A 13,476-nucleotide genomic window follows, 5' to 3' on the forward strand; every position below is an offset into this window, starting at 1 on the left:
TCAAGATTTATTGTACAATCATTGCCCTTAAGCTCTAGGTTAACCTCAAAAAAATCAACATCTGTCCATATTTTTGTTATTTTAATCTTGAAATCGCCATAAACAACACCATTTTTTCATTTTTTACCTTTTTTTGATTTTATAATATTTTGGCTTGGGATATCTTTATTTTTATTACCAATGAACCTTTTATTCATACAACTGCTATTTTCAAGTATCACGTCCTAATAAGATAAACATATTAATCAACAATGGAAGTGATTTTATTAAATGTAGAATTCAAAACTAATAATTATCCTAGTTACATCGCATTCTTACATCTAAAAACCGTTGATTAAAGTAAGTCATATCCCATGTGATATGTGATGTTATATTAGTTAAGAATTCATAGATTAATGGAAATTTTTGACATATACGTGTTCTATATATTGGTAAGAATCCTAAATTAAGATTACTAAATAATTTTTGTGTTAATTTACTGTTTGTGTATATTTTTGGTAATATATTAAACGGAATGTTTTTTCTTTAATAGTTCATGAAATTCTATGCGATAAAGGAGTATAACAGATGACTAATTACATTAATGATACCTTTATCAACAACCCTGTTTTTAAGACAATTTACAGTCTCTTACTATATATTAGTAATCAATTTGACAACTTTATTATAATACTTCTATTACAGTATTTTGTTCTTTACACAATATTAAAAATTTCTTTATTTATCATTGGAAAGTTAATATCTAATTTGAACGAAAACATAAAAAAAGGTTATAAAAAACTGGTTAGAGGGCGAAAAATAACAACCGTTAAGATATTATCTGAGGTGTATTACTTAATAGATAGGAATTTGACTATAATATCATACAATGCGTTTCCTTGTTTTAACAAAAATATTTTAAAAAGTCCTATTAGTATCCTAAGAGCTTTAAAAAATTTCTTAATAACACCTTTCAAATTTACATTGTCCAATATACTAATATGGATTACACTATTAACTTATTTTAAATACGATTTTTTTTCAGACACTAAACTAGAGTCTATTCTATCAACACTAAGTGAAATCGACTATAAATATGTTAATACCTTATTAAATACCACCCTAATATTAATATCGTTTATAATCATCATAGTGTTTCGCTCACCTCATATCCAAGCAAGCGCTAAAAAAACAGCGTATGAAGAAATGTTTAAAGTAGTTTTCTTCCAACAATCGATTATTACATCAAATTTAAGTAAAATTCTCTATAAGTACAATAAAAACATTAATCTATTAGAGAAAAACATTGATTATTTAACCCAATCATTTTGCAGAGAAATATCCGACAATAAATATGTTTGGATAAACAAAAAGTTAGAGAAAAATGACAGAGGAAGGAACTTTAGATTTAGTTGTAAAGAATTGTTTTCAGACTTTGAATGTTTTAAAGAAGAGTACAATAAAATTTGGGAATCATTGCTTGAAATCAATACCTATAAGTTTCAAAAAGTCTTTTTTGAGATAAATAAAAAGTCCATATTTGAACTTATTGAATTAGGCATATATCCTGAATCAAAAAAAGACCCTGATACATTTCTTATTAACAAAAGCTCTTTAGAGAGGATATACAATAATCACATTAAAAATTATTCTTATATACAGTCTTACTTTCAAGAATCATTAGATTATCAAAATCCTGAAGAATCATTTAAAAATACAACTAATTTGGCATTTCTCTCTTATGAGAAAAATTTAAAAATAAAAGAAGTTGAACTAGAAAATGCCATATTAAGTTTTCGTATAGACCTTGAATTGTTAATTGAGGAATCTATTTATAATTATATTATTGCTTCACAACTGCTAATATATTTAGAAAATAAAAGTGTTCTCAAATTAAAAGACTGGCTACTAACTAAATAATTTAAATTTAGAATTAGTCTTTATAAAATGAGATGACCTTATCAATTACTTTTTTAGGAGTTTCAGGTAGTTTACTCACATGGGAATGATTAGCTTCATAATAGTCTAGTTGGTGCCCGTTCCAAAAATAAGTTCCCCATGTTTAATCTTTTTTATTGGAAATGAATATAAAAGTGCATTTTGTCTCTTACTTTTCCAAATTTTCTTTTTATGGTGCGATTCAACGTGGCTATTTATGTTTATTGCAAAATAAAAGTGCAGAGCTTTGCAAAGAAAAAATGCAGAGAACTGCACTTTATTAATAAATAAAAAAAGCCTTGCCAGTCACCCCAAGTCCCTCTACTGTAATTGGTGTCGAATCAATACATAGTGGAGGTTTAGAAAGGATGCCAGCAATGTCTGATAATCGAAAAAATACCAAAGCAAGTGAAGAAAAACGGCTCGTTTTTCTCCACTTGTTTCATTTTAGGGACTTATCTGACATATCTGTTTGATAAATATAACATCAACTCAGCCCACTTATTAAACTTCAGGCTTAATAAATTTAAATAGGACGCTATTTCGTAAATAACCTTTCGTTAGTAATAAAGATTAACAACCTCATTTATTTATGATACGGTTCCCCCCGATTAATCCTAAACGCCCGATACACCTGCTCCAATAGAATTAATCTCATCAACTGGTGCGGGAATGTCATTTTGCTGAATGAGAGTGCTTCGTTTGCTCGTTTCATAACAGAAGAGCTGAGGCCGAGTGAGCCGCCGATGACGAAGGCGATTTTGCTTTTGCCGTATGTGGCGAGTTTATCTAATGAGTCGGCGAGTTCTTCGGATGTTTTCATTTTTCCTTCGATTGCAAGGGCAATGACGTGTGTGTCTGGACTGATCTTTGAAAGGATTCGCTCGCCTTCTTTTTGTTTTACTTGTTCCATTTCTTGTTCGCTTAATGTTTCCGGTGCTTTTTCATCCGGTAGTTCAATGATGTCGACTTTCGCATACGGTGATAAGCGTTTTAGAAATTCGTTGATGCCTTGTTTTAAATATTTTTCTTTTAATTTTCCGATCGTGATGATTTGGATGTTCATGTTTCTACCTCCGAGTTACGTTTCCCCTTTATATTAACTGGATAAGATGGCGGAAAGTAAAATGATGATCATGACTGTAATGATGATAAAAGCCCACTTTTTTGAGTTGTTAGCTTTTTGGATTTCATTGTATTTAACAGGTCGAATGCCCGTAAGTGAAAAAAGTGTAATAGCCGAAAGGAGTACGGCGTGTACGTTTATAGCTAGGAGTAAAAAGGCGCGAAAGGCTTCTTCCCATAGCATTGAGCCAATCGACATACCTAAGACGACAGTAGGCGGTAATAAAGCAACGGCGACCATCACCCCAACGAGTGCGCTTGGAAATCGTTTTAATACCGATAGTGCCCCAGCTGCTCCAGAGGCGAGCGCTAAAATGACGTCCATCCCATCGACTTCAGTACGTGACATAAATTCATGGCTATCAAAAGGAATGTTGATGACCAACCCAAAGATGATGGAAATGGCCAATGCCACCCCAATGCCGCATAATACGGTGAACGTCCCCTGTCGCACGAGTTTTAAATCCCCAATGATGGATGCAAAGGCCAAAGAAATCGCAGGTCCTAACAAAGGTGCGATAACCATTCCCCCAATGACAACGGCTGGGCTATTTTTAATCAAGCCAATAGTAACGACGATTGAAGAAAGGAGAACAAAAATGAAGTACGTCCAAGATGGTTTACTCTGTGCTTCCATTTGAACGTATAATTCATGGCGGGAAGCACGTTCTATGCCCTTTTCTCTCGTTTTTTGTTCTTTTTCTTCCTCTTTTTCTCGTCGAATGTAAGTGGAAATTGGCAACATCATAATTTCAAAGCCATCAACGAGATGAGCGGCATGTTCTAAGTAATTTAATATTTCCTCCGATTGCTCCGTTTTCACTAACAAACGTACGAGATAGCGATCTGATGTTTCGTCTCCACGCCAGTACGAAATGGGTGTATACGAATGGAGTTTTTCTTCCACCGTCGCAAAGTGCTTCGTCGGTATGTACGCTTCAATCAGTTGTAATGACATTTATTCACCTTCTTGTCAATCACAGGTGATTTATCCACAATTGGCTATTCACACGCCATCCCCAATTTAAGAACAAGTTATACACATTAGTTATCCACAGGTGTGGATATCATATCTATATTTATACGTTTTTTATGACTCTGATACGATATATACAGCGGGATTGTTACATAAATCACACGTTGTGGATAAACTGTGATTATCTTCAATTTTTTGAATGTTTGGTGCGATTTCATTTTCATCCACAAACATATCAATGACTACTTCAATGTGTTCGATACATGCTTTCATAAGTTTCACCCTTACGTTAGTTTTTAATATTATTCGCTTCTTTATGCTAAAAGGACTAAACAATCTTTGTCAAATGCGTTTCTACTATAAACGAAGCCAAGTCCCCTTCTCCTAACACAAATAAGTCAGAGTAGCAAAGAAGCCACTCTGACTTTACAAAGTTTATTATAATGAGTTTTGTTCAGACAGCTTTAAGGTTACGGATTGAAGCTCCCCATTTCGATAAAATTTCACTTCAATTGAGTCACCAATCTCATGCTGGTACAGCACTTTTCGAAGTTCTAATATGTTGGTCACTTGTTCACCAGCCATCTCGACGATAACATCTTTTTCACGTAGACCAGCAACGCTAGCTGGAGAACCAGGTTCAACCCCCATCACGACGACCCCTTCTTCTACTTCACTTGGTAAGTTTAACGCTTCTGTCCAGTAGTAGCTTGGAATATCGCCTAACGATTGAAGGCTCGTTCCCATAAATGGTCGCTTCACTTCGCCATATTGCTCTAAGCTTTCAATAACTGGAATCGCATCATTAATCGGAATTGCAAGACCAATGCCTTCTACAGCACTTTGAGCGATCTTCATCGAGTTAATCCCTATCACTTTACCATCTAAATTGACTAAAGCACCACCGCTATTTCCAGGGTTAATCGCCGCATCCGTTTGTAATACTTCTGCTTGCCAATCAACTGTTCCATCTTGGTTCACATCAACTGGGATGGCACGTTCTGTACCAGAAATAATTCCTTGCGTAACAGAACCAGCAAATTGAAGCCCTAACGGATTCCCAATGGCTAAAACAGGCTCACCTGCTTTTACTTGACTGGAGTTCCCAAACTCCGCTATTTTTTTAATTTCATCTGCACTTACCGTTAAGACAGCTAAGTCCGTTAACATATCCGACCCTACAAGTTCCGCAGGAATTCTAGTTCCATCGCTTAACACAACTTCTAACTCACTTGCCCCTTCGACAACATGGTGGTTTGTAACAATGTATGCAAGGTCACCCTCTTTTTTATAAATCACTCCAGACCCTGTGCCTGCTTCACTCGTTTGAGTTTGATTCCAAAAGCTTGCGGTTTGGATATTCGTAATCCCGACGACTGCATCGGATACTTGTTCCACTGCTTCTGTCACCGCTGTATTTACATCAACGTTAACCGTCGTTAATGAAGCCGATGAGGATGTGTCTTCACTGACTGCTTCATCCGTTGTGCTACTTTTTGGCGAAATATTCATGTCGTACGGGAGAATGTTGAAGTTTGCTAAAGCCGGGAGGGAGAAAACGATCAACAGACCTCCTAGAACAGCTCCAAGTAACCCCGCCAGCAAAGAGCCCCCACGATTTCCTTTTTGACTTCTTGATTGGTTCTCATAATCTTGATCATAATACCCCATGACTTTACCATTCCTTTCATATGCTAACTGTATTTCGTTCGAAACGATTTGTATAAATGAAAATAAGACCTAATGAATGAAGAAGGTTTCGAAACATTTTCTATCACATAGTATAAGGAACAATTGTGGGAAAAATATGTGACAATCGTTATTTTCCCCAAATGTCATGAATCCAACCGTATTAGACTGCAACTAGTGGCGTAGGGGTTTTTGGATCCGTATCATACAGTTCAAATTGCTCGCCAACACCAAAACCTTTATTAAGCAACGTTTGTTCAACAGACATCCGCGCCAAGTCTTTCATGTTATTATCTTGACTTAAGTGTGCTAAGTAAATACGCTTCGTATTATCTGAAATGACATCAGCCATAGCAAGTGCAGCATCTTCATTTGAAACATGCCCAACATCGCTTAATATTCGACGCTTTACATTCCACGGATATCGGCCCATGCGAAGCATTTCCACATCGTGATTACTTTCAAAAATAAACGCATCAGACGCGCGAATAACACCTTTCATACGGTCACTAACATAACCTGTATCCGTAATGAGTGTCAGTTTTTTCCCTCCGCAATGAAAGACAAAAAACATCGGCTCAGCTGCGTCATGGGAAACACCGAAAGACTCGATATCGACGGCTCCAAAAGACTTGACCGTACCCGTTTGAAAAATAAACTTTTGATCTAGGTTAATCTCACCAATAAGTCCGTCCATGGCATTCCACGTTTTCTCATTCGCATAAACAGGAATTTCATACTTTCGAGCGAGAACACCTAACCCTTTGATATGGTCACTATGTTCATGCGTCACAAAAATCCCATCTAATGAGCGAATGTCTCGATCAATTTCCGAGAATAACTTTTCCATCTGCTTTCCGCTTAAACCGGCATCTACTAAGAAGGAATGACTTTCGCTTTCAACATAAATCGCATTCCCTGTACTGCCGCTTGCTAGCACGCTAAACTGCAAGCTCATTTTTCCTTCACTCCACGTTTGTTTTTTCTGGTTTAATGACTTGTCCTTCAAGAGCATTTACGTAATAGTGCTCTTGTTCATTGACGACAATATGCCAAGTTGGTGCTAAAATTTGCTGTTCACTTAATGGGATTTGTGTATAGTAACCGTAATCAACAGCTGTTACGGTACTTTTCGATTTTAAATCATTTTTATCATACAACACTTTTAACGCTTGGATGGCCGTATACAATTCTTCCTTATTCTCAAGCTCTTTAATGTCTTCTAGAAGCGTTTGTCGATAAGATACAACTTCTCGATTTTCATCTAAGTAAAACACAATCATCCCAATGCCGTCAGTCTCATCTTGAAAGATAACATGCCCATCATATTCCTGCAAATAAATCACTTGCTTCGTTTTTTCATCATAGCGCCAAAAGCGGTATTGATCGCCCGCTACAATTTGTGACGTTAACACTTGATTAAGTTTATTCGTCATCTTATCCGTTTCAGCAGGAAGCGGGATCGGCTCTGAAAAGCTCATGCGTAACTTCGTGACCGGCGTTAACTGCTCGTCATTTGGAAACATTGGTTCTTGATTATGCAAGTTTTGAATCTCTTCTTCCGTAAATTGCTTGCTTTTTGCCGTAATGTAAGAGCCTTCAATCACCTCATTCGGCAAATCCTCATACTTAATATCCTCAGCTTTAAATTGTTCTTCAATCGTTGTTTGAGTAATCATGTCGTACTTATTGCTTTTCATTTTTTCCTGATATTGAAACGCTAAAAAAATATCTAAAACGAGGAAAGCAAGAATGAAAATGGTTTTTGTTTTACTCCAATCCATTCACTTCCCCCCTCACCTTTGATTGATTTGGCTCAAGCATTTGATATTTTCCATTTGTTAAAGATAATGCCCACACCGGCTGTAAGTACACAATCCCTTGCTTGGAAGTAACTTGAATATCATAAGCAGGGAAAATCTTTGTAATTTGTTCAATATCTAAGTTCGGATCGCTTTCTATAATGGAGATCACTTCGTTAGCTGATGGAAGCTTTACCGTTTCCTCACGAATAAATTCATCTAAGTAAAAAAGCGGTCGTTGGTATAGGGAAATATCCGAGCTTCCCCAGCTTTGAATAATCGACGTAATCGTATAATAACTATCGGTAAAGGAAAACAACGGGATGTTGTTAACCATTAGGCGAAAATACACTTTTTGCTCAGAGTCCGTTGTAAAAAATTTATAATCGTTATACCCCGAAATCCATCCGCCATGACCGTTAATAAAATCTATGCTTTGTAACAGAAGCTTCCCTTTTTCCGTCGTGATGGACTGATCAATTGCAGGGTTTACATATACGACTTTTGATTTCTCTTGATCAATCACCAACTGACGGAAGCTATCGGTATAAACATATTCCGAACCATTGACATCCTTTTTTACGAAAGATGGATTGCTGAACAGCGCGTTTTTAAATTGCTCTCCACTTAACGTTTTCGTTAAATAGTGTTCTCTCACCATTTCCAATGACTGTTTCGGAAGAAGAAAACGATCCTCCCACACCATATAGGAGTCAAACTTGCTAGGAGCAGATTCCAAGACAAGACTCCACGTTTCACTTAAAACGGTTTCCACATCTGCCTGTATGACATACTGCGAGTCAAAGTCAATAAAGTAGACAAGCTGTTGATTGGAACGAGTGGAGAGAGGAACCATAATGCGATCAAATTTCATCGTCATCGACTCTTTTTCCGTCCAATCGGTTACCGTTTCTAAAGCCGTAATAGGAATCGTGTCATTAAATGTTAAGGTCATAGATTCACTATCATGGCTGTTAAATACCCAATGGTAAAAGCCGTAATCCTCTTCGATTCGATTCGTGACATTCCGGAAATCCGTAAGCTCCCACTTCCGCATTTCTTTCCAAAGATTCGACAAAATCTCCTCGTCATATGTGCCATATATGTTGTCATCTTCATAGACGAGAAGTTGTTGCGGAAAGATAACATCATAGATTTTCTTCGTTGTATTACTTAACGGATTGCTTTCGACATAAGTAGAGTTTTGAATTTCACTAAAGGGGGGCTGATACGTCCAAATATTCCACGTGAAAAAGATACTAATGGCAACTAATATGGTTAAGATTATTGATTTGATGCTTTCTAGCTTCATTCCCAATCATCCTCTTGGTAGGGGTCATACGGTAACGTGAAGAAGATTGTTGTCCCTTCTCCTTCTTTACTTTCGGCCCATATTTCTCCTTGGTGTGCTTCAATGACTTCCTTGGCAATGGCCAAACCTAATCCTGTACCACCCATTTTTCGAGACCGCGCTTTATCGACTCGATAAAAACGTTCAAAGATTTTTGGTAGACTCTTTTCCGGCACACCCATTCCCTCATCTTTTACACTCACTTGAATATGTGATTCCTGTTCGGTGACGGTAAATGTTACACGTCCACCTTCTGGAGAATATTTCAATGCGTTTGAAATGATGTTATCCAGCACTTGTGTCAATTTATCAGAATCAAATTCCACATAAATGTCTTGAACCGGTAAGTTACGGACAAACGTGACGTGCTGAGCTTTTGACATTTCAAATCGATCTATAATGTTATGGAAAAAGTCTACGAAATGAATATATTCCTTATTTAATTGGTAATCTTTTTTGTCGAGCTTTGATAATTGAAGTAAGTCATTGACTAAACGGATCATTCGCTCTGTCTCTGTTTGTGTTACATGTAAAAACTTAGGCGCGAGCTCTTTTTCCTGCCAAGCCCCATCCGCTAACGCCTCTAAATAGCTTCTCATCGTCGTTAACGGCGTACGTAATTCATGTGACACATTTGCCACGAATTCACGTCTTTCTTGCTCGATTCGCTCCTGTTCCGTAATATCGTACACTACGGCAATCAACCCATTGACAATGCCTTCTTCTTTTTGAATTGGGGAAAAATTTACGCGTAAAATATACGGACGCTGTTTCGTGCTCACGTCTAAAATTAGCGGTTCTTCAAGCTCTACTAAATCCTCGAACGTATACTCTTCTTCAAGCTGTAACAACTGTACAAGACTTGTTTGAAGCGCTGTTTCACGTGAAACGTTTAACATTTTAACAGCTGGTTGATTCACTAAAATAACGTTGCCTTTCGCATCAGTTGCCATGACACCATCAGTCATGTGAGCGATGACTGATGCCAGTTTCCGCCTTTCCCCTTCTGTCGTTTCTTGTGCTTCTTTAATTTCTTTCGTTAAATTGTTAAATGCGTTTCCTAATTGACCAATTTCATCTTCGCCATAAATATTAACTTTCCTGGAGAAGTTCCCTTTCGCTAATTCTTGCGCTTGTTTACGCATGTCCGACAATGGACGCGTTATCGTTCGCGCAAGAAAAATCCCAAGAAATGCTGTTATCAAAAGGGATATTCCCGTTCCTGTCGCTAAAATATTATTAATCGTTCGCATTAAAGAAAAGACATCTTCCATCGAAGCAATGACATAAACAGCCCCAATCGTTTCCCCTTTAAAGTCCGTCACAATTGGGGTAGCAATGACATACATCCGATGCTTCGTATTCGAATCGATCATAATGTTTTCATTTGTTGAATTGACAACGAGCGCACGCGTAATCATATTCTCTGTCGCTCGTTTTCCAATAATATCTTCATTAAACTCAGAAGTGCCAATAATACGTGCATCTTTATCGACAACGAGAATCTCTTGAATTTCATCTCCTTTGTAATCCTTCAAGACTGAAGATATTTCATCACTTACATTGACGGAGGCGTCTTCTTCTGCCTTTATCATCGCTTGTTCAATGTTATAAGCCATTAAGTCAATTCGTTGTGAAAGAGAAGAAGTAAAATTCTCGATTAATCTCGTCTCTAACGCTCGTCCAAAGTAAACACCGATAATCTGCATCCCTAAAATAATCAGTAAGACATAAATTAACACAAGCTTAAAATGGATCGAGCGAAAAAAAGGTACCTTTTCGTTATTCATAGCAGCCTACTCCTGTTCAGGGTTGCGCAAATAATAGCCGACTCCTCTACGTGTCACAATCCAAGTAGGATGACTTGGATTATCCTCAATTTTTTCACGTAACCTACGAACAGTTACATCAACTGTTCGAACATCACCAAAATAATCATACCCCCACACTGTTTGAAGCAAATGCTCGCGCGTCATCACTTGTCCGATATGTTTCGCCAAATAGTGTAGAAGCTCAAATTCACGATGTGTGAGCTCAATCGTTTCACCTCGTTTAGACACAACATACGCATCGGGATGAATAATGAGTGAGCCTATGTGAATTTCCGTTTGTTCGTTCTCTGCTTCTTGCGAGGCAATCGCTTGCTGTCTGCGCAAGTTCGCTTTTACTCGCGCGAGTAATTCTCGGGTACTGAATGGCTTCGTGACATAATCATCCGCGCCAAGCTCTAAACCTAATACTTTATCAATTTCTGAATCCTTTGCCGTTAACATAATGATGGGCATTTCGTATTTTTTACGCACTTCTCGGCACACTTCCATCCCATCTTTTCCAGGCAGCATAATATCAAGAAGAATTAAATCAGGTTGAAATTCTTCTACCATTTCGATAGCTGCATTTCCATCGTATACACAAACAACCTCATATCCTTCTTTTCTTAAATTAAATTCTAATATATCAGCAATTGGTTTTTCATCATCAACAACTAAAATTTTCCTATTATCCATAGACATGTCTCTCCTTTTTTAGTGTCTATTACGTTTACTTTACCACGTTTGTCATCATTTCATCATCATTTCCTCTTATTTGATAACATTTATTCATCATTTCAACATATTTGTAAAAAACCAAAAGAAAAGGACCACTTCATACACAAAAACCTCCAGCATCTGCTAGAGGTTTTACTTTATTGACTTAACTTTATCTGCTTTTGGACTTCTACCGTTTAGGGGTTTGCTGTGTTGGTCGTCCAAAGCGTTCTAATTAGAAATAATCAAGTGGATTACGTAAGCTTCCATTTACGTAAACTTCAAAATGTAAATGGACACCAGTAGAGTTTCCTGTAGATCCCATCACACCTATTTTTTGTCCACGAGACACCGTCTGTCCCACTTTTACAGAAATGGAGTCTAAGTGAGCGTATACAGTCTTCATTCCGTTGTTATGGTTAATGACCACTTTATTCCCGTATCCACCGTCATAGCCAGCCGATACAACCGTTCCGTTGTCTGCGGCTTTAATTGTGTAATTGGACGGGCGAGCAATATCGATTCCTTTATGCATTCGGCCCCAACGTGTCCCCATTTTACTTGATACATAACCACCTACCGCTGGCCATGCTAAGCTACCTGTCCCACGAGATGGAATCACTTTTGTTCCTTTTACAACAATCTTCGGAGTCGGTTCTGTTATAACTTCTTCACTTTTTGTTTCTACCTTTACTTGTTGACCATTTTCTTTATACACAACCGTATGAAGGAGTTTTGTCCCTTCTTTTCCTTCTTGTTTAACGCGTGTTTCACCTTTTGGTAACGAACTATCTTCGACCACTTCGGTTTCATACGCAATCTTTTCTTCTTTTAATACTTCTTCTTGAACCTTTACGGTGAAGAATGGTTCAGGTCCTTGTACCTTTAGCTCATCTCCTGGACGAATAATCGTTTCTTCATCCATTTCAGGATTCAGCGCCAATAATTCATCTAATTTCATATTATGATTTTTGGCAATATCAACTAAAACATCTTTTTCTTTTACTGTATAAGTTTTCTCAACTAATGTCCCATTTTGTAAAAGCTTTACACCCTCTTCAATCGATAAAACATCCTCTGGAGAAATTTTTTCCTCAGAATATGAAACTTCTTTTGAGAGTGATACGTCTATTATACGGGACTCACCTTTTTGGATGTCAGGTAAAGGTTCTTCACTTTCTTTTTGGCTCTCTAGTTGAGTCAATGCTTCCTCCGAAACATATTTTTGTTTATACAGTGTAAGAGCCTTTTCTGCATCCTCTTTACTTGCAAAGTGGGCAATTGATTGTCCATCAATGACAATGGAAGTAGACGTCACTACCACTTGAAGCTCTTGCTTTAATTTGCTTGCTGTTGATTCATTGTTCGCAGCTGGGCGGAACGTTTGCTCAGGAACAATAACAAGATCTTCAACTGCTAATGGCATATTTTCATGGTTTTCTTGCTCTTCAGCAATCTTTTCTTCCGAAACTTGCTGAATGACTTCCTCACTATCAACTGCACCTATGTATTGCCCATCTAAATAAATATGATAAATCGTAGAAAACTCACTGTTGGCAGATGCACTGTTCGCACCTACTAACATCATAGATGCAAAAGTCATTCCTAATAATGATGATTTCCAGTTCTTTTTCTTCTTAATCGTTTGAACAGATTTCCTCTTCCTCCATAACACAACAATTTCCCCCTATATATCTTAAGAAAAAAGTTCTAATTTCGACACATTTCCTTTATTCGCACCCTATTAATTTATCATATTTACAGAATAGTTTCATAGATTTTTTTGATTTTTGTAATAAGATTGTATTATTAGTGTCATTTTTAGGCGATTTTTGTAAATGTATTGTATCCTCAATGACCGTTCTGTTAATTCAATTGAATTTTCTGATATTTAAGAGTAAAAAAAGAGGGGAAATATATCGTTTTAAAGGGAATAAAGAATGAATAAATAAAAGAAATGAAAAATACATGGCCAAATAGACCATGTATGAAAAGTGGCTCGGGACGGAATCGAACCGCCGACACAAGGATTTTCAGTCCTTTGCTCTACCGACTGAGCTACCGAGCCGTAATTAATGTTACCAAATG

General features: G+C 37.1%; 11 protein-coding genes and 1 tRNA gene. 1 reads left to right on the top strand and 11 read right to left on the bottom strand.

Translation table 11 applies throughout. The features are described 5' to 3' along the window. The first annotated feature begins 567 nt into the window (after nt 1-567). Nucleotides 568-1,899: a hypothetical protein gene (locus tag ML543_RS09945; RefSeq protein ID WP_243387194.1), complete on the top strand. Its 1,332-nt coding sequence runs from the start codon at nt 568-570 to the stop codon at nt 1,897-1,899. A 604-nt stretch (nt 1,900-2,503) separates the two neighbouring features. Here the strand turns inward: ML543_RS09945 and rlmH are convergent. The 11 genes from rlmH to ML543_RS10000 form a co-directional block, all read right to left on the bottom strand. Then, nucleotides 2,504-2,983, bottom strand: coding sequence for a 23S rRNA (pseudouridine(1915)-N(3))-methyltransferase RlmH (gene rlmH / locus ML543_RS09950; RefSeq protein ID WP_243387195.1), 480 nt, complete (start codon nt 2,981-2,983; stop codon nt 2,504-2,506). Between the two features lie 33 nt (nt 2,984-3,016). Next, entirely contained in the window at nt 3,017-4,000 is a 984-nt protein-coding gene (locus ML543_RS09955; protein ID WP_243387196.1) for a TIGR00341 family protein, read from the bottom strand. A gap of 132 nt (nt 4,001-4,132) precedes the next feature. Continuing rightward, nucleotides 4,133-4,291, bottom strand: coding sequence for a CxxH/CxxC protein (locus ML543_RS09960; protein ID WP_243387197.1), 159 nt, complete (start codon nt 4,289-4,291; stop codon nt 4,133-4,135). 165 nt (nt 4,292-4,456) lie between these two features. Then, nucleotides 4,457-5,689 carry a S1C family serine protease gene (locus tag ML543_RS09965; protein WP_243387198.1) on the bottom strand — a complete coding sequence of 411 codons (1,233 nt, stop codon included), beginning with the start codon at nt 5,687-5,689 and terminating at the stop codon, nt 4,457-4,459. A gap of 181 nt (nt 5,690-5,870) precedes the next feature. Next, nucleotides 5,871-6,665 (bottom strand): MBL fold metallo-hydrolase, encoded by a 795-nt coding sequence (locus ML543_RS09970; RefSeq protein WP_243387199.1) that lies wholly within the window; start codon nt 6,663-6,665, stop codon nt 5,871-5,873. Nucleotides 6,666-6,672: 7 nt separating this feature from the next. Further along, nucleotides 6,673-7,491, bottom strand: coding sequence for a two-component system regulatory protein YycI (locus ML543_RS09975; protein ID WP_243387200.1), 819 nt, complete (start codon nt 7,489-7,491; stop codon nt 6,673-6,675). Continuing rightward, nucleotides 7,478-8,821: a YycH family regulatory protein gene (locus ML543_RS09980; RefSeq protein WP_243387201.1), complete on the bottom strand. Its 1,344-nt coding sequence runs from the start codon at nt 8,819-8,821 to the stop codon at nt 7,478-7,480. Before ML543_RS09980 ends, ML543_RS09975 begins: the two co-directional genes overlap by 14 nt. After that, a complete protein-coding gene (walK, locus tag ML543_RS09985; RefSeq protein WP_243387202.1) occupies nt 8,818-10,650 on the bottom strand; it encodes a cell wall metabolism sensor histidine kinase WalK in 1,833 nt (610 codons plus the stop codon). Before walK ends, ML543_RS09980 begins: the two co-directional genes overlap by 4 nt. A 6-nt stretch (nt 10,651-10,656) precedes the next feature. Continuing rightward, entirely contained in the window at nt 10,657-11,367 is a 711-nt protein-coding gene (gene yycF / locus ML543_RS09990; RefSeq protein ID WP_243387203.1) for a response regulator YycF, read from the bottom strand. A gap of 256 nt (nt 11,368-11,623) precedes the next feature. Continuing rightward, nucleotides 11,624-13,063, bottom strand: coding sequence for a M23 family metallopeptidase (locus ML543_RS09995; protein WP_243387204.1), 1,440 nt, complete (start codon nt 13,061-13,063; stop codon nt 11,624-11,626). A 320-nt stretch (nt 13,064-13,383) separates the two neighbouring features. Continuing rightward, a tRNA-Phe gene (locus tag ML543_RS10000) sits at nt 13,384-13,456 on the bottom strand. Nucleotides 13,457-13,476 lie beyond the last annotated feature (20 nt).

This window comes from Bacillus kexueae, assembly GCF_022809095.1.
Classification (GTDB): domain Bacteria; phylum Bacillota; class Bacilli; order Bacillales; family Aeribacillaceae; genus Bacillus_BZ; species Bacillus_BZ kexueae.